General features: G+C 45.8%; 9 protein-coding genes, 4 tRNA genes and 3 rRNA genes. All 16 read left to right on the top strand.

Going from position 1 to position 18,620, the window contains the following annotated elements; all coding sequences use genetic code 11:
- Positions 1–68 precede the first annotated feature (68 nt).
- The 16 genes from tilS (at position 69) to AB4027_RS02765 (ending at position 18,552) form a co-directional block, all read left to right on the top strand.
- Positions 69–1,484 (top strand): tRNA lysidine(34) synthetase TilS, encoded by a 1,416-nt coding sequence (gene tilS, locus AB4027_RS02690; protein WP_368645877.1) that lies wholly within the window; start codon positions 69–71, stop codon positions 1,482–1,484.
- Positions 1,485–1,502: 18 nt separating this feature from the next.
- On the top strand, positions 1,503–2,039 hold the full coding sequence (hpt, locus tag AB4027_RS02695; RefSeq protein ID WP_091489260.1) for a hypoxanthine phosphoribosyltransferase: 537 nt from the start codon (positions 1,503–1,505) through the stop codon (positions 2,037–2,039).
- Between the two features lie 162 nt (positions 2,040–2,201).
- Entirely contained in the window at positions 2,202–4,349 is a 2,148-nt protein-coding gene (gene ftsH / locus AB4027_RS02700; RefSeq protein ID WP_368645878.1) for an ATP-dependent zinc metalloprotease FtsH, read from the top strand.
- An 88-nt stretch (positions 4,350–4,437) separates the two neighbouring features.
- Complete coding sequence (hslO, locus tag AB4027_RS02705; RefSeq protein ID WP_091489263.1) at positions 4,438–5,322, top strand: Hsp33 family molecular chaperone HslO; 885 nt, start codon at positions 4,438–4,440, stop codon at positions 5,320–5,322.
- Positions 5,323–5,477: 155 nt separating this feature from the next.
- Positions 5,478–6,986 (top strand): lysine--tRNA ligase, encoded by a 1,509-nt coding sequence (gene lysS, locus AB4027_RS02710; protein WP_368645879.1) that lies wholly within the window; start codon positions 5,478–5,480, stop codon positions 6,984–6,986.
- A gap of 148 nt (positions 6,987–7,134) precedes the next feature.
- Positions 7,135–8,436, top strand: a complete 1,302-nt coding sequence (locus AB4027_RS02715) for an AI-2E family transporter (protein WP_368645880.1) — start codon at positions 7,135–7,137, stop codon at positions 8,434–8,436.
- Between the two features lie 551 nt (positions 8,437–8,987).
- A 16S ribosomal RNA gene (locus tag AB4027_RS02720) occupies positions 8,988–10,541 on the top strand.
- 98 nt (positions 10,542–10,639) lie between these two features.
- Positions 10,640–10,712: transfer RNA gene (locus tag AB4027_RS02725), tRNA-Ala, on the top strand.
- Positions 10,713–10,871: 159 nt separating this feature from the next.
- Positions 10,872–13,787: ribosomal RNA gene (locus tag AB4027_RS02730) — 23S ribosomal RNA — on the top strand.
- 116 nt (positions 13,788–13,903) lie between these two features.
- Positions 13,904–14,019 (top strand): 5S ribosomal RNA (rrf, locus tag AB4027_RS02735).
- Together the 16S, 23S and 5S rRNA genes with 4 tRNA genes alongside form the textbook arrangement of a ribosomal RNA operon.
- 28 nt (positions 14,020–14,047) lie before the next feature.
- Positions 14,048–14,120, top strand: a tRNA-Val gene (locus AB4027_RS02740).
- An 11-nt stretch (positions 14,121–14,131) separates the two neighbouring features.
- Positions 14,132–14,204 (top strand) — tRNA-Lys (locus AB4027_RS02745).
- A gap of 31 nt (positions 14,205–14,235) precedes the next feature.
- Positions 14,236–14,309 (top strand) — tRNA-Arg (locus AB4027_RS02750).
- 253 nt (positions 14,310–14,562) lie between these two features.
- On the top strand, positions 14,563–15,048 hold the full coding sequence (locus AB4027_RS02755) for a CtsR family transcriptional regulator (RefSeq protein ID WP_368646395.1): 486 nt from the start codon (positions 14,563–14,565) through the stop codon (positions 15,046–15,048).
- 5 nt (positions 15,049–15,053) lie between these two features.
- Complete coding sequence (locus AB4027_RS02760) at positions 15,054–17,549, top strand: ATP-dependent Clp protease ATP-binding subunit (protein ID WP_368645881.1); 2,496 nt, start codon at positions 15,054–15,056, stop codon at positions 17,547–17,549.
- Positions 17,550–17,727: 178 nt separating this feature from the next.
- Positions 17,728–18,552, top strand: a complete 825-nt coding sequence (locus AB4027_RS02765; protein WP_368645882.1) for a manganese catalase family protein — start codon at positions 17,728–17,730, stop codon at positions 18,550–18,552.
- Positions 18,553–18,620 lie beyond the last annotated feature (68 nt).

Raw genomic sequence — 18,620 nt, forward strand, 5'->3', positions numbered from 1 at the left:
GGGCATCCCTGAATCCTTTTTACTTATCATGAGATAACACGCTTTATTAAAAGAGGGGATGTGAGGCAGTGGATCTAGCTGAAGATTTCTTGAATCAGATACAGTCAAAAAGTTACTGGCGCGCCGGTGAAAGTATTGTTGTAGGTGTTTCCGGTGGCGTCGATTCCATGGTCCTGTTTGCTCTGCTGAACCAGCTGCCGGATGACTGCAGGCCGGACATCCATGTCGCCCATGTCAATCATCAGCTGAGACCAGAATCGGATGCGGAAGAACAGTTCATAAAGAAGTGGATGAAGGCATATGCTGTTCCGGTGCATACATATACCTGGAATGAAATGGACCATCCTGCAGCGGGGATCGAACAGGCAGCGAGAAATATCCGTTACCGATTTTTCAGTGAAGTGGCGGAAAAAGTGGACAGTCGGTTCATCCTGACGGCACATCATCGTGACGACCAGGTCGAAACAGTCCTGATGCGGCTCGTTCGCGGGAGTTCGCTGGATGAACTGACCGGCATTTCTAACGAAAGACCGGCAGATGGTCGTATGGTTCTGCGACTACTGTTGCCCTATTCAAAAGACAGGATCTTAAATTATGCGAGAGAAAATGCTGTTTCCTGGAGAGAAGACGAGAGCAATCAGTCGAGTCTCTATACACGAAACCGTTTCAGGCATCACATCATTCCCGAATTGAAACTGGAGAATCCCGCACTGGAAAAGCATATCTACGATTTTTCAAGCGATATGAATGACCTGCTTAAAGTCGTGGAGCCGCTGATCGAAGCAGAGCTCGCTCGTTCATTCAGTCTCTCGCCCACGCGCATGCAACTGAACCTCTCCTCCTTTCTCACTCAGGAACATGGATTCCAGAAAATCGTTTTACGCAGAGCTTTTAAGAAATGGCGGACTGAGCAAATATATGCCATCAGTCAGCAGCATGTAGACCTGCTGCTTGACTGGTTCGAGGCAGGCGGGCCCAATACGTATCTGGAGCTCCCGGGGCGTCTGACAGCACAGAAAGAATACGATAAGTGTATAATCGAAGAAGCAGTAAATAGTGAGGAAACAAACGCTAGTGATGCTGTCTCAGAAGTGCTGGAGCTCGGTCAGTGGAAAGTGCTGAATGAAACGGAAAAAATAGGCTGGTTTACCTATGAAACGTTCCGGAAGATGGTTGGAATGAAAGGTCAGATCATTTATCTGGCTGAAAAAGGAATCGAATGGCCACTGGTGGTCCGCCACCGAGAGCCCGGAGACAAGATGAAAGTGAAAGGACTCGATGGGTCCAAAAAAATAAAAGATGTTTTTATTGACCAGAAAGTCCCCCGAAAAAAACGCGACGAAGCCTGGCTGATCACTGACAGCCGTGGGCAAATCGTCTGGCTCGCTGGTTATAAAGAATCGCCGTTGTCACTCAACCCATTAACTGATACAATAATCTACGTACTTATATACCAGAAAAATACTGCAGCAGGAATCGAATAGTCAAAGGAGACGGTAAACATGAAAAAGGATATGGAGAAAATTCTGATCACTGAAGAGGAAATACAGGCAAAAGTCAAAGAACTAGGTGCCATACTTTCAAAGGAATATGAAGGAAAGAACCCGCTGCTCGTCGGTGTACTGAAAGGCGGCTTGCCATTCATGGCTGACCTTATCAAAGAGATGGATATTTATCTGGAAATCGATTTTATGGACGTTTCCAGCTACGGCAATGAAACGGTATCATCCGGAGAAGTCAAAATACTTAAGGATCTGGATACGAACGTAGAAGGCCGCCACGTGCTGTTCGTCGAAGATATCATCGATACCGGTGGGACACTGGCGTATCTTAAAGACATGTTCAAGTACCGCAAAGCGGCTTCAGTCAAAATCGTGACGATCCTGGATAAACCGAGTGGTCGAAAAATCGATATACAGGCAGATTGGGTCGGCTTTGAAGTGCCGCATGAATTTGTTGTGGGCTATGGTCTGGATTATATAGAGAATTATCGTAACCTGCCGTATATCGGTGTCCTCAAACCTGAAATATATCAGTAGGCCTAAAGAGCGATGATGCCATCTGGCTGTTTTCACTGCAATAATGTACAATCGTCAAACAAAATTCATAGTCAAAAATGGTCAAGTGTGTTAACATATATAAGACTATTAATTAAGCTTATGCTTAAATAATAAAAATACAAGTGATAGATGGAGGATGACATGAAGAAAGGATTTTTCAAAAGTGGCCTCTTCTACGTCATCGTGTTTCTTGCGGTTATCGGTATTGCAAGTTGGGCGACGAGTGGCGGACAAGATCAAGCTTCAGAGAGTGTAAGTTCGACTGAATTTATAGAATTTTTAGAAGAAGATCGTATAGAAGAATTTCAAGTGCAGCCCACAGCGGGTGTCTATGAAATCACAGGTCAATTACGCGAAGGACAAGAAATAGAAATAGAGCAGGACCAGGATGTCAACTTTTTTGGTAGTCTGGAGCAGGAAGATGCTTCGACATTTACCACGTATATCTTGAGAAACGATACGATCGTTGACGAAATGTATCAGCTTGCTAGAGACAATGATGTCGAAATCGTATCTGTTGAAGAACCGACGACTGGTATCTGGACTAGCTTACTCTTTTCATTCCTTCCGCTCTTACTGTTTGTCGGATTCATTTATTTCATGATGGGTCAAGCAGGACAAGGTGGCGGAGGCGGCGGCGGAGGCCGTGGTGTGATGAACTTCGGCAAGTCCAAAGCAAAAGAAACTGACGCCAAAACGAGTAAGGTACGTTTTTCTGATGTTGCTGGTGCAGATGAAGAAAAAGAAGAATTAGTAGAAATCGTTGAGTTCCTGAAAGACCCTAGACGTTTTGCCAACCTGGGTGCACGTATCCCTGCAGGCGTACTTTTAGAGGGACCTCCAGGAACAGGTAAAACATTACTTGCCAAAGCTGTTGCCGGTGAAGCCGGTGTACCGTTCTTCTCGATCTCAGGTTCTGAGTTCGTCGAGATGTTCGTAGGTGTCGGGGCAAGCCGTGTCAGAGACTTATTTGAAAATGCGAAGAAAACAGCTCCGGCTATCATCTTTATCGATGAGATCGATGCTGTTGGACGTCAGCGTGGTGCCGGTATGGGTGGCGGACACGATGAACGTGAACAGACCCTGAACCAGCTCCTTGTTGAGATGGATGGATTTACAGGTAACGAAGGTGTCATCGTCATTGCGGCAACAAACCGTCAGGACGTTCTTGACCCAGCTCTCTTACGTCCAGGACGTTTTGACAGACGTATCATGGTCGGCAGACCGGATGTCAAAGGACGTGAAGCGATCCTTAAAGTACATGCCAAGAATAAACCTATTGCTCCAGATGTCGATTTGAAAATCATCGCCAGACAGACGCCAGGCTTTTCCGGGGCTGACCTGGAAAATCTGCTGAACGAAGCTGCATTAGTTGCAGCCAGACGTGACAGCAAGCAGATCGAAGCGCTCGATATCGATGAAGCACATGACCGTGTCATTGCAGGTCCTGCGAAGAAAGACCGTGTCATCTCTAAAGTTGAACGTTCAATGGTTGCCTATCATGAAGCGGGGCATACGATCGTTGGTCTTGTATTAAGTGATGCACGAATCGTTCATAAAGTAACGATCGTTCCTCGAGGCAGAGCCGGCGGATATGCCATCATGCTCCCTAAAGAAGATCGCTTCTTAATGACCAAGAAAGAATTGTTCGAACAGATCGTTGGACTCTTGGGTGGACGTGTGGCTGAAGAAATCATTTTCGATTCTCAGTCAAGCGGTGCATCGAATGACTTCCAGCAGGCAACTCAGATCGCCAGAAGCATGGTTACTGAATACGGCATGAGTGACTTGCTCGGACCGGTCCAGTATGAAGGCGGCGGCCAGGTATTCCTTGGCAGAGATTATTCTCAGTCTAAGGCTTACTCTGAACAGTTTGCTTATCAGATCGACCAGGAAGTTCTGCGTATTCTGAATGAAGCACATACTGAAGCGCGACGCATTCTTGAAGAACATAAAGATGCACATGATCTGATCGCTCAGAAACTGCTTGAAGTAGAAACGCTGGATGAAAAACAAATCAAATCATTATTTGAACAAGGTGAAATGCCTTCGAAAGACGTTTCTGCTCCGTCAGAATTCCCTTCTGAAAAAGAAGAGGCGGAAAGAGATCCTGAAGACGAAGAAATCGGGAAAACGTTTGAAGAAATCAAAGCGGCACGTGAGAAAAAAGAACGTGAACGTGAGAAGCGTTTTGAAGAGAATCAGGACGATCAGTCATCCGAAGAGTCAGATGCTGAAAGTTCAGACAGTCAGAAAAAAGATAAATCAGACGACGAACCAAAAGCGTAACAAGCAAAGAAGAGGATGGCGATTTTATCGCATCCTCTTCTTTCCATGTAAACGGATGAAAACTAATATATATAAAGGAATGTGACTTATGTCAGATAAATTATTAAAAGCATTAGGCTACAATGATCAGATCCGTGTGTATGTCGTGGATACAACGGATATGGTCAAGACAGCCCAGGAAAATCATCAGACCTGGAGTGCTGCGACAGCGGCTCTCGGTCGTGCCATGGTAGGAACGACGCTGCTCGGTGCCACGCTTAAAGGAGAAGAAACATTGACTGTACGTATTGAAGGAAATGGTCCAGTCGGTTATATACTCGTAGACAGTAACGGTAAAGGGGAGACTAAAGGATATATCAAACATCCTGAGGTCAGTCTGCCTCTCAACGAACACGGAAAAATCGATGTCAGAGGGGCTGTGGGAACAGAAGGCATGCTTACAGTCAGTAAAGATTTGAATATGAAACGACCTTTCGTGGGACAGGTCCCATTAGTCAGCGGAGAACTGGGGGAAGATTTCACCTATTACATGGCGAACAGTGAACAGGTCCCTTCGGCTATCGGCTTATCCGTACTCGTCAACCCGGATGAGACGGTTAAAGCAGCTGGTGGATTCATGATCCAAGTCCTCCCCAATGCTTCAGAGGAAACGATCGGAAAAGTAGAAGAAGCAATTGCGGAGCTGCCTTTGATTTCCAAATTGATGGATGAAGGAGAAACGCCGGAACAGATCCTGGACCGATTAGTGAAAGATGGCTCAGCTCGCATCCTGGAAACGATGCCGGTATCCTTTAAATGCAACTGTTCAAAAGAACGGTTCAAAGATGCGATCGTTTCCTTGGGGGAAAAAGAGATACAGGAAATGATCGACGAAGATCATGGTGCGGATGCGGTATGTCATTTCTGCCGGACCACTTACCATTTTGACGAAGAAGAACTGAATGCCTTGAAGGAAGAAACGGAACAGCCGTAGCCTTTTTGCACATTTTTCTTTATGAGAATCAAGAGTTATGGTACGATAATCCAGTATGAATGGATTTAAATTCAGCGCATTAATAGTGAAGTGTCGACTTTACTGAGGATCTAAATATAAGAGTGAATAAAAGAGTGAGGAATGGAGTGACTGTAGTGTCTCAAGAAAATGGTACACATGAAAACTTAACAGACCAGTTAGTTGTACGTCGTGAAAAAATGAATGACTTGAAAGAGCGGGGGATCGATCCTTTTGGTTCCCGCTATGTACGCACGCATTATTCTTCTGAATTACATGAAAGGTATGAAGAGAAATCCAAGGATGAACTGCACGATGAAGAGATAAACGTTTCTGTTGCGGGTCGTCTGATGACCAAGCGCGGCAAAGGGAAAGCCGGTTTCGCGCATCTGAAAGATAAAAATGGTTTGATACAGATTTACGTACGAAAAGATGCTGTCGGCGACGAGCAATATGAAAGCTTCAAGCAGGCAGACCTTGGTGACTTTTTCGGTATCGAAGGAACAGTCATGAAAACCAATACGGGCGAAGTGACTGTAAGGGCTGAAAAGCTGACTTATCTATCTAAAGCTCTGCGTCCCTTGCCAGATAAATATCACGGATTGACGAACGTTGAACAGAAATATCGTCAGCGTTACCTTGATTTGATAGCCAATGAGGATAGTTTCGAGCGTTTCACCAAACGCAGTCAAATCATTCAGGAGATCAGAAATCACTTGAACGGCTTAGGTTATCTCGAAGTGGAGACACCACTTCTGCACAATATTGCAGGGGGAGCAGCAGCCAGACCATTCGTTACCCATCATAATGCCCTGGACATGGAGCTTTATCTGCGTATCGCAATCGAGCTTCATTTGAAACGACTGATCGTCGGTGGTATGGAAAAGGTCTATGAAATCGGTCGGGTTTTCCGTAATGAAGGGATCGACACCACACACAATCCTGAATTCACGATGATGGAACTCTATACAGCTTTCCACGATATGGAAGATGTTATGGATTTGACAGAAGTATTGATCCAGACTGTAGCAGAGAAAGTGTTGGGAGAAACCGAGATCTCTTATGGTGAAGAAACCATTCAGCTTGGTGGAAAATGGGCACGTCGCCATATGGTCGATCTGATCAAAGAAGAAACAGGTATCGACTTTTATAAACACTATACGGATGAGGAAGCCCGTCAGCTGGCCCAGGACCATAACGTCGAGATCGATGATTATGCAACCTTTGGACACGTAGTCAACGAATTCTTTGAAACGTTTGTGGAAGACAAGTTAGTCCAGCCGACATTTGTCTATGGCCATCCTCTGGAGATTTCTCCGCTGGCCAAGAAGAACGAAGAAGATGGACGCTTTACAGATCGTTTTGAGCTGTTCATTGCCAAGCACGAATATGCGAATGCATTCAGCGAGTTGAATGATCCGATCGATCAGCGCGAACGATTTGAAGCGCAAATGAAAGAAAAAGCTCAGGGTAATGAGGAAGCTCAGGAAATCGACGAAGATTTCATTGAAGCTCTCGAATATGGTATGCCGCCGACTGGAGGGCTGGGTATCGGTATCGACCGTTTAGTGATGCTTCTGACAGATGCTCACACGATCAGAGACGTTCTGCTGTTCCCGACAATGAAAAATACCGACAACAATTAAATAAAATTTTAAAAGTGACCAAGAGAGATGCGATGAGCATCTCTCTTTTTTTAGGACGTGTCTCTGTGATTGTTTTTTCTCGTATTTAGCGTGAATGTCCTATAATATAGAGAGTAAGAAAAGTAAGATGCAGAAAGAAGGAGAAAAAATGAAAAAAACCAGGTGGATAAATTTTCTGGGAGCAAGTGACCTGATTTTCAGTTTGGTCGTTATCATACTTATAGGTATTGCTTTCTTTTTATTCAATCAAGTCAGTTATATATTCACGCCAATACTCGTGCTTGTTTCGAATATCCTGATGCCCTTTGTCATCGCCCTGTTAATGTATTATCTGTTCAATCCATTTATAGACTTTCTGGAGAAACGGGGTGTGAAGAGAATAGTGGGTGTGACTATTCTATTCCTGCTGATCATCGGGCTATTGACGCTGGGCATCATCCTGCTGTATCCCTTGCTTCGGGATCAGCTGACCATGTTCATTGAAGAATTTCCGAGTTTCATAGATTCGCTGACCGCCTCAGTGACGAGTTGGGTAGATGATCTTCCCTTTGGAGGTGAAATCGAATCATTTATTCAAGAAGGGGAAAGCTTTGTTACCGGAATACCTGATAACATCAACCAGTATCTTTCGAACGGCTTCAGTGGTTTGTCGAGTTTTGTATCTGGGTTGACTAACGTCGTCGTGACACTGGTTACCTTTCCAATTATTCTGTTTTTCCTGCTTAAAGATGAACAGCGCTTTTTCCGTGCCTTTTTATCTGTTACACCTCCCAAATGGAGAGAAGACCTTATTCGCGTATCCTCTGAAGTAAACACACAAGTTGGTGCGTATGTAAAAGGTCAGCTGATCATTGCAACATCGATCGGGATAATGATGTTCATAGGTTTCTCTATAATAGGTCTGGAATATAATGGTGTCCTGGCGATAATAGCCGGATTCACATCTATTATTCCATACGTTGGTCCGACACTGGCGTTTATACCTGCGCTCGTTATTGCCTTGATCGATTCATGGTGGATGGTTGCCCAGCTCGTACTCGTCTGGATGGCGGTACAGTTTATAGACGGTAACTTTATCGAACCGAACGTCATGGGAAAACAGCTCAACGTCCACCCGTTAACGATCATCATTGTCTTGCTGGTAGCAGGTGACTTGTTAGGTTTATTCGGACTGATATTCGGTGTGCCGATATATGCTATCTTGAAGGTGCTTGTCGTCTACGTCTTCCAGCAGTTTAAGAAGCGATACAATAAATACTATGGTGATGTGGCAGGGGAGTATGAAGTCAAACCGATCGAAGTAGCCGTAAGTGGTGAAAAAGTCAGAAGCACTCAGCTAAAACGGACCATTGAAATAGCTAAACTGAAAAGGCATAAAGAAAAGGATCGATTCGAAGAAAACCATGAGAGCACTTCTGAAAAAGCCCCAGATAAAGAGGATAATAAGTAACCTTTATGTAGATAACATTAAAAAATACAGGGACGCTTTGAATCAGGGATCTATTCCTAGTATTCAAAGCGTCATCTTTATTTTACGCCTGAAAAAGGCGGATGATCCTTATTATTATCAGAAAAGAAAAAAAGTGAGAAAAGTTTCTGGAAATCCTTGACGAAAATCAGAATACCTGTTATTATTAATCTCGTTGCTGCAAAACAACGATTGAATTTCAGCAGCGAGGTTTTATAAATTTATTGTTGACATTTTGCTCTCGACCAGATATACTTAAGTAGTTGTCGTAGAGGTAAAGGGAACGCTTACAACTTTGAAATGTTTTCTAAAATAATTTTAAAAAGTTCTTGACAACGAAAACAAAAGCCTGTAATATTATATGAGTTGACACGAAACGTCGTCAACGTCTGAACGAATGAGATCTTTGAAAACTGAACAAAGTAAAACAACCAAATGTGCAGGGGTCTTCGATCCGATTTATCGGATCAGGACAACACAAACGAGTTAACATGTTTAACTCACACTATTTAAATTGAGCTATTTCAAACTACCAAAATGAGAGTTTGATCCTGGCTCAGGACGAACGCTGGCGGCATGCCTAATACATGCAAGTCGAACGATGAAGCACTCTGCTTGCAGAGTGCGGAAGAGTGGCGAACGGGTGAGTAACACGTGGGGAACCTGCCCATAAGAGGGGGATAACATCCGGAAACGGGTGCTAATACCGCATAGGTGATCATAGCGCATGCTTAGATCATTAAAGATGGCTTCGGCTATCGCTTATGGATGGCCCCGCGGCGTATTAGCTAGTTGGTAAGGTAATGGCTTACCAAGGCAGTGATACGTAGCCGACCTGAGAGGGTGATCGGCCACACTGGGACTGAGACACGGCCCAGACTCCTACGGGAGGCAGCAGTAGGGAATCTTCCACAATGGGCGAAAGCCTGATGGAGCAATGCCGCGTGAGTGAAGAAGGTCTTCGGATCGTAAAGCTCTGTTGTTAGAGAAGAACAAGAGGTGTAGTAACTGGCACCTCCTTGACGGTATCTAACCAGAAAGTCACGGCTAACTACGTGCCAGCAGCCGCGGTAATACGTAGGTGACAAGCGTTGTCCGGATTTATTGGGCGTAAAGCGAGCGCAGGCGGTCTTTTAAGTCTGATGTGAAAGCCCACGGCTCAACCGTGGATGGTCATTGGAAACTGGAAGACTTGAATGCAGAAGAGGAAAGTGGAATTCCATGTGTAGCGGTGAAATGCGTAGATATATGGAGGAACACCAGTGGCGAAGGCGACTTTCTGGTCTGTAATTGACGCTGAGGCTCGAAAGCGTGGGGAGCGAACAGGATTAGATACCCTGGTAGTCCACGCCGTAAACGATGAGTGCTAAGTGTTGGAGGGTTTCCGCCCTTCAGTGCTGGAGCTAACGCATTAAGCACTCCGCCTGGGGAGTACGGCCGCAAGGCTGAAACTCAAAGGAATTGACGGGGACCCGCACAAGCGGTGGAGCATGTGGTTTAATTCGAAGCAACGCGAAGAACCTTACCAGATCTTGACATCCTCTGACCACCCAGGAAACTGGGCTTTCCCTTCGGGGACAGAGTGACAGGTGGTGCATGGTTGTCGTCAGCTCGTGTCGTGAGATGTTGGGTTAAGTCCCGTAACGAGCGCAACCCTTATTGTTAGTTGCCAGCATTCAGTTGGGCACTCTAGCGAGACTGCCGGTGATAAACCGGAGGAAGGCGGGGATGACGTCAAATCATCATGCCCCTTATGATCTGGGCTACACACGTGCTACAATGGATGGTACAACGAGTTGCGAGACCGCGAGGTTTAGCTAATCTCCTAAAGCCATTCTCAGTTCGGATTGCAGGCTGCAACTCGCCTGCATGAAGCTGGAATCGCTAGTAATCGCGAATCAGAACGTCGCGGTGAATACGTTCCCGGGTCTTGTACACACCGCCCGTCACACCACGAGAGTTTGTAACACCCGAAGTCGGTAGGGTAACCCTTTATTGGGAGCCAGCCGCCGAAGGTGGGATGGATGATTGGGGTGAAGTCGTAACAAGGTAGCCGTATCGGAAGGTGCGGCTGGATCACCTCCTTTCTAAGGATATTGCCATTAGGGCAAACGGAACCTTGCACAGGTTGCTTTTACTTTGTTTAGTTTTGAGAGATTTTTTTGTTCTCTCATTTTAATATGATGGGGCCTTAGCTCAGCTGGGAGAGCGCCTGCTTTGCACGCAGGAGGTCAGCGGTTCGATCCCGCTAGGCTCCATTTGCAATTCTTTTTTAGAGTTGCGCTTTGTTCTTTGAAAACTAGATAGTTGATTTTATAACAAACACAAATGTTAAGAAACAACACCGAGAAATAGAAATTGAGAACAGTTTTGTTTTAAGACGAAACTCTCATCGCTATAATTACCCTTAACCGTCAGGTTAAGTGAATAAGGGCGCACGGTGGATGCCTTGGCACTAGGAGCCGATGAAGGACGGGACGAACACCGATATGCTTCGGGGAGCTGTAAGTAAGCTTTGATCCGGAGATTTCCGAATGGGGGAACCCATCACTTTTCATCAAGTGATATATCCATAGTGAATACATAGCTATGGATAAGGTAGACGTGGGGAACTGAAACATCTCAGTACCTGCAGGAAGAGAAAGCAAAATGCGATTCCCTGAGTAGCGGCGAGCGAAACGGGAAGAGGCCAAACCAGAAGGCTTGCCTTCTGGGGTTGTAGGACTGGCGACATGGACAAGCGAGAATAGCAGAAATAACTGGAAAGTTATGCGAGACAGGGTGAAAGCCCCGTATGCGACATTCAACCTTGCCTAGCCGGGATCCTGAGTACGGCGGAACACGAGAAATTCCGTCGGAATCCGGGAGGACCATCTCCCAAGCCTAAATACTCCCTAGTGACCGATAGTGAACCAGTACCGTGAGGGAAAGGTGAAAAGAACCCCGGAAGGGGAGTGAAACAGCACCTGAAACCGTGTGCTTACAAGTAGTCAGAGCCCGTTAATGGGTGATGGCGTACCTTTTGTAGAATGGACCGGCGAGTGACGATGTCATGCAAGGTTAAACCGAAGAGGTGGAGCCGCAGCGAAAGCGAGTCTGAATAGGGCGTAGAGTATGCCGTCGTCGACCCGAAACCAAGTGACCTACCCATGTCCAGGGTGAAGGTGCAGTGAAATGCACTGGAGGCCCGAACCCAAGTATGTTGAAAAATGCTGGGATGAGGTGTGGGTAGCGGAGAAATTCCAATCGAACTTGGAGATAGCTGGTTCTCTCCGAAATAGCTTTAGGGCTAGCCTCGGATAATATGCATCGTGGAGGTAGAGCGACTGTTTGGACTAGGGGCCCTTATCGGGTTACCGAATCCTGATAAACTCCGAATGCCACAGATGTAGATCCGGGAGTCACACTGCGAGTGATAAGATCCGTAGTGGAAAGGGAAACAGCCCAGACCGTCGGCTAAGGTCCCCAAATTCTTGTTAAGTGGAAAAGGATGTGGGGCTGCTTAGACAACTAGGATGTTGGCTTAGAAGCAGCCATCATTTAAAGAGTGCGTAATAGCTCACTAGTCGAGTGGCCCTGCGCCGAAAATGTACCGGGGCTAAACAAGATACCGAAGCCACGGATAGAACCAATGGTTCTATGGTAGGAGAGCGTTCTAAGGGCGTTGAAGCAAGATCGTGAGGACTTGTGGAGCGCTTAGAAGTGAGAATGCCGGTATGAGTAGCGAAAGACGGGTGAGAATCCCGTCCACCGAATGACTAAGGTTTCCTGGGGAAGGCTCGTCCGCCCAGGGTTAGTCGGGACCTAAGCTGAGGCCGAAAGGCGTAGGCGATGGACAACAGGTTGATATTCCTGTACCAGTCTGCTTTGTTTGAGCAATGGAGGGACGCAGGAGGCTAAGATGTGCACGCTGCTGGAATAGCGTGTCCAAGCAACAAGTCTGAGAAAGAGTCAAATGCTTTTTCTCTTAAGGACAAGTTGTGATGGGGAGGGAAATTAAGTACCGAAGTATCCGATGTCACACTGCCGAGAAAAGCTTCTAGTGAGAAGTAGGCTGCCCGTACCGCAAACCGACACAGGTAGTCGAGGAGAGAATCCTAAGGTGATCGAGAGAACTCTCGTTAAGGAACTCGGCAAAATGACCCCGTAACTTCGGGAGAAGGGGTGCTGACCAATTGGTCAGCCGCAGTGAATAGGCCCAAGCGACTGTTTACCAAAAACACAGGTCTCTGCTAATTCGTAAGAAGATGTATAGGGGCTGACACCTGCCCGGTGCTGGAAGGTTAAGAGGAAGGGTTAGCTTCGGCGAAGCTCTGAATTGAAGCCCCAGTAAACGGCGGCCGTAACTATAACGGTCCTAAGGTAGCGAAATTCCTTGTCGGGTAAGTTCCGACCCGCACGAAAGGTGTAACGATTTGGGCACTGTCTCAACGAGAGACTCGGTGAAATTATAGTACCTGTGAAAATGCAGGTTACCCGCGACAGGACGGAAAGACCCCATGGAGCTTTACTGTAGTTTGATATTGAGTGTCTGTACAGCTTGTACAGGATAGGTAGGAGCCTATGAAGCCAGGACGCCAGTCTTGGTGGAGGCGTTGGTGGGATACTACCCTCGCTGTATGGCCACTCTAACCCACGACCGTTAACCGGTCGGGAGACAGTGTCAGATGGGCAGTTTGACTGGGGCGGTCGCCTCCCAAAATGTAACGGAGGCGCCCAAAGGTTCCCTCAGAATGGTTGGAAATCATTCGTAGAGTGTAAAGGCAGAAGGGAGCTTGACTGCGAGACCTACAAGTCGAGCAGGGACGAAAGTCGGGCTTAGTGATCCGGTGGTACCATATGGAAGGGCCATCGCTCAACGGATAAAAGCTACCCTGGGGATAACAGGCTTATCTCCCCCAAGAGTTCACATCGACGGGGAGGTTTGGCACCTCGATGTCGGCTCATCGCATCCTGGGGCTGTAGTCGGTCCCAAGGGTTGGGCTGTTCGCCCATTAAAGCGGTACGCGAGCTGGGTTCAGAACGTCGTGAGACAGTTCGGTCCCTATCCGTCGCGGGCGTTGGAGATTTGAGAAGAGCTATCCTTAGTACGAGAGGACCGGGATGGACACACCGCTGGTGTACCAGTTGTCAAGCCATTGGCATCGCTGGGTAGCTATGTGTGGACGGGATAAACGCTGAAAGCATCTAAGCGTGAAGCCCCCTTCAAGATGAGATCTCCCATTCCTTTAAGGAAGTAAGACCCCTGAAAGATGATCAGGTAGATAGGCTGGAAGTGGAAGCATAGTGATATGTGGAGCGGACCAGTACTAATCGGTCGAGGACTTAACCACCAAAGGTGGCTTAAGGGTAAGATGCGGTGTTGTAGAAAAACGTTATGTGTACGTAAAATCAACTGTCTAGTTTTGAGAGAACAGAGTTCTCAAAAAAATAAAAAGAAGAGTCACTGTGCGGTGACGATGGCGGGAAGGACCCACCTGTTCCCATTCCGAACACAGCCGTTAAGCTTCCCAGCGCCGAGGATAGTGAAGGGTTTCCCTTTGTGAAAGCAGGACGTTGCCGTGCAGCTCTTTTTTTATTTTAAAAAATCATCGGAGGTTTAGCTCAGTTGGGAGAGCATCTGCCTTACAAGCAGAGGGTCAGCGGTTCGAGCCCGTTAACCTCCATTTTGTTTTTAGAGCCGTTAGCTCAGTTGGTAGAGCATCTGACTTTTAATCAGAGGGTCGCTGGTTCGAGCCCAGCACGGCTCATTTTTTTGCAGTCAATCTATTCTGTCACAATGCGTCCTTAGCTCAATTGGATAGAGCACCTGACTTCGGATCAGGCGGTTGAGGGTTCAAGTCCTTTAGGGCGCGTTCAAATAATATATGAAAAGTGATCTTAGGTAACTTCTAAGATCACTTTTTTCTGTATAAAGATACGGTTACTTCCTCAGCTTCTCACTTTTAATTCTATCTGTTTATTGGTATAATTATTATTAGTCAAAAATAGTCAAACAAATAACGTTCCTAATCAGAAACATGTGAAAAGGAGGGAACCCGAAGAGTAGATGCAACAAACTGTTCAGCAGTATGTTTGTGTCGTGAGTAAATCTCTTTATTGATCATAATGGAAAATAAAAATATGACAGATATCATTGAAGCTTATCTGAAAAAGGTATTGAAGCAGAAAGAGCAAGTTGAGATCCGACGAAGTGAGATCGCTGAACTTTTCGATTGTGTCCCGTCCCAGATCAATTATGTCATTAACACCCGTTTTACTATTCAAAAAGGTTACCTTGTTGAAAGTAAACGTGGCGGAGGTGGCTATATTCGTATTATTAAAGTTCAAGTACTGGACGAATTAGATATGTTGAATACCATGATCGAAATCATAGGGAACAACATATCTGAAAGAGACGCGAAGTCGGTCGTTCAAAAACTTTATGATGAAAAAATAATTAGCAAGCGTGAAGCAAAACTAATGATAGTGGCAATGGATAAGTCACTTTATACGGGTGATCGCGTAACAGATAATCGGGTTCGGGCAAATTTGCTTCGTTCGATGTTAGCCAATCTATGTTACGAAGAGCCGAATAAAAGAAAGGCGGACTAAGAAATATGAATGAACTATTTACAGATAAAGCAAAAAAAGCCCTGCTTATAGCCCAAGAGGAAGCCAAATCCTTCCGCCACCGTACAGTTGGGACAGAACATCTTCTCTTAGGTTTAGTCATAGAAAATGAAGGCATAGCAGGTATGACTCTGAGAGAATTGGATATAACTGAACAGGATGTCAAAGAAGAAATTGAACATTTTGCAAGCTATGGAACGACGGAACAAGTCCCTAAACATGCGATCCTTCCTTATTCCCCAAGAGCAAGACAAATCATCAAATATGCGACAGATGAAGCTAGACGAATGAAGCGTCCGCTTGTTGGAACTGAGCACTTACTGCTGGGGTTATTGAGAGATGAAGATATTCTATCTGCAAAAATTTTGAATAATCTTGATGTCAATCTTGCAAAAGCCAGACAGCTTGTACTGAAAAAGTTAGGGGCACAGCAGAAAAGTTCACGAAGCAAAATGAACAGTAGACGGAATGTGAAGGCGAATCAAGATGAACAGAGCGGAACACCCACACTGGATTCACTGGCACGTGATTTGACACAGCAGGCTCGTGAAGATCGTCTGGATCCGATCGTGGGGAGAAATAAAGAAGTGCGACGTATCATTCAGATCTTGAGTCGTCGTACAAAAAATAATCCTGTACTCGTAGGTGAACCGGGGGTAGGTAAAACAGCTATTGCAGAAGGGTTAGCTCAGAAAATCATTTCAGGAGAAGTACCACCGGTGCTGACGGATAAACGACTGATGACATTAGATATGGGGTCTTTAGTTGCCGGGACTAAATACCGGGGTGAATTTGAAGAACGGATGAAAAAGATCATCGATGAGATCTATCATGATGGTAATGTCATCCTGTTTATCGATGAGCTGCATACTTTGATTGGAGCAGGTGGTGCAGAAGGAGCGATCGATGCTTCCAATATTCTGAAACCGGCGCTCGCAAGAGGCGAACTTCAGACGATTGGTGCTACGACCTTAGATGAATATCAGAAACACATTGAAAAAGATGCGGCACTGGAAAGACGCTTTGCCTCTATTCACGTCGATCCACCAACTGAGATGGAAGCAGAAGAGATCCTTTTCGGGTTGAGAGACCGTTACGAAGATCATCACGGGGTATCGATCACGGACGATGCCATTCGTGCAGCCGTTCATTATTCCGTACGTTATATTACTTCAAGACAATTACCGGATAAAGCTATCGATTTAATGGATGAGTCTGCCTCAAAAGTAAGGATGGACAAGAGCGATTCTCCGACTCCTTTATCTAAAGCAACTGAAATGCTTGAAGATTTGATCAAGCGCAAAGAAGAGGCTATTCAGTCGCAGAATTTTGAACGCGCTGCTTTGATCAGAGAAAAAGAAATGCGTCAGCGTAAAAAACTGGAAAAAATCATCAAACAAGGTGAAAAGAACGATGGAGACCGACTGGAAGTTACTGCTTCTGATATTGCGGAAGTCGTATCCCAGTGGACCGGTATCCCTGTCAATCAAATGGAACAGAAAGAAAGCGAACGTTTGCTGAAACTTGAAAAAGTTCTTCACCAGCGTGTAGTAGGACAGGAGGAAGCGGTCGTTGCCGTGTCTAAAGCGATCAGAAGGGCGCGCAGCGGCTTAAAAGATCCTAATCGGCCTATTGGTTCATTCATGTTCCTCGGACCTACAGGTGTAGGTAAAACGGAACTGGCTAAAGCTCTGGCAGAAGCGATGTTCGGAAGCGAAGAAGCGCTTATCCGAGTCGATATGTCTGAGTACATGGAAAAATACAGTACCAGTCGTCTGGTCGGTTCACCACCAGGGTATGTGGGTTATGATGAAGGTGGTCAGTTAACGGAAAAGATCCGCCAAAAACCTTACTCGGTCATCCTGCTTGATGAAGTGGAAAAAGCCCATCCGGATGTCTTCAATATCCTGCTTCAAGTATTGGATGATGGTTTGCTGACAGATGGGAAAGGTCGAAAAGTCGACTTCAAAAATACGATCCTCATCATGACTTCAAATCTGGGCGCGACAGCCTTGAGAGATGAAAAATCTGTCGGCTTTGGTGCGATAGACAAACGCTTCGACCACGATGCTATGGAGAAACGTATTCGTGAAGAATTGAAAAATACTTTCCGTCCGGAATTCCTGAACCGTGTCGATGATACGATCGTCTTCCAGTCTCTGAAGAAAGAGGAATTGAGAGAAATCGTTCAGTTACTGACGAAAAACATCGTTACACGTATGCAAGAACTTGGTATCGAGTTGAAAATCACCAGGGCTGCCATGGATGTTATTGCCGATGAAGGTTTTGATCCGGAGTACGGAGCCAGACCGCTTAAACGAGCCATTCAGAATAAATTCGAAGACCGTTTGAGTGAGGCACTGCTTGCAGGTGAAATCAGTCTTGGTGACAAAGTGACTCTTGGAGCAACTAAAGGAGAAATCACTTTAAAAACGCGGGATGCAAAAAATAACAGCAAAAAGAAACTGACTACCAATAAATAAGCTTAGTTTAACGAATAAGAGAGTAAAGGAGTCCTTCAACCAGTATCAATATTCTGGTTGGAGGATTCTTTTTGTTATTATCTTAACGCGAATACAGAATCATATGATTTGTATATAGCATTTACTGGTGGTAATTTATTCTTGTAGTTAAAATAAACAGAAAGGAATGTGTTAGTCTATGTTTTTACACAAGAAAGAACTGCAGTACCATGCAAAACCCGACAAACCGGATGCAGTGATGGCCAGAAGGATACAGGAAATCATAGGTGGTCAGTGGGGAGAAATGACCGTCATGAACATGTACTTGTTCCAGGGATGGAATGCCAGAGGCAACGAAAAGTACAAGGATCTCTTACTGGACACAGCGACTGAGGAAATCGGGCACGTTGAGATGCTGGCGACCATGGTGGCCCATTTACTTGACGGTGCACCAACATCGGCACAGGAAGAAGCGGTCAACTCGGATCCGGCGATCGCAGCGATCATGGGTGGAATGAATCCGCAGCATGCCATTGTTAACGGACTGGGAGCTGCACCCAAGGATTCTAATGGAAATGCCTGGACATCCAGTTACATTGCTTCAAGCGGCAACCTACTGGCTGATATGCGTATGAATGTGACGGCTGAATCTCAAGGTCGACTGCAGGTCGCACGTCTTTATGAAATGACAGACGACAAAGGCATCCGTGATCTGTTAGGCTTCCTGCTAGCTCGAGACACCCAGCATCAGCTGCAGTGGATCGAAGCCATCAAAGAACTGGAAGAAAAAGAAGGGATCGTTGTTCCGGGACAGGTACCGAAAGAGTATGAAGTCGAAGGCCAGGGACATGTCCTGTATAATTTCTCAGAAGGCCAGGATAGTAAAGAAATCGTTGACGGCAAGAAAGCGGCAGATGGCGAAGCATTTAAATATGAAGATAAAGCAACGGCTATGGGCGGGAAACCAAAACTCGAGATACCGCCTAAAGTCATGTATACAACGCCGCCAATGGATAAAAGCTGACCTTAGATAGTCTGAACGGGTGAGCAGTCGACATACACTGTCACTGCCCATCCGTTTTTTAGTATTAT

The organism is Alkalibacterium putridalgicola (assembly GCF_040959045.1).
GTDB lineage: Bacteria > Bacillota > Bacilli > Lactobacillales > Carnobacteriaceae_A > Alkalibacterium > Alkalibacterium putridalgicola.

Excerpts from the sequence above, each read along its gene's own strand:
- AB4027_RS02715 (WP_368645880.1), top strand. The coding sequence starts at position 7,135 with ATGAAAAAAACCAGGTGGATAAATTTTCTGGGAGCAAGTGACCTGATT.
- ftsH (WP_368645878.1), top strand. The coding sequence starts at position 2,202 with ATGAAGAAAGGATTTTTCAAAAGTGGCCTCTTCTACGTCATCGTGTTT.
- AB4027_RS02755 (WP_368646395.1), top strand. The coding sequence starts at position 14,563 with ATGGAAAATAAAAATATGACAGATATCATTGAAGCTTATCTGAAAAAG.
- hslO (WP_091489263.1), top strand. The coding sequence starts at position 4,438 with ATGTCAGATAAATTATTAAAAGCATTAGGCTACAATGATCAGATCCGT.
- hpt (WP_091489260.1), top strand. The coding sequence starts at position 1,503 with ATGAAAAAGGATATGGAGAAAATTCTGATCACTGAAGAGGAAATACAG.
- AB4027_RS02760 (WP_368645881.1), top strand. The coding sequence starts at position 15,054 with ATGAATGAACTATTTACAGATAAAGCAAAAAAAGCCCTGCTTATAGCC.
- AB4027_RS02765 (WP_368645882.1), top strand. The coding sequence starts at position 17,728 with ATGTTTTTACACAAGAAAGAACTGCAGTACCATGCAAAACCCGACAAA.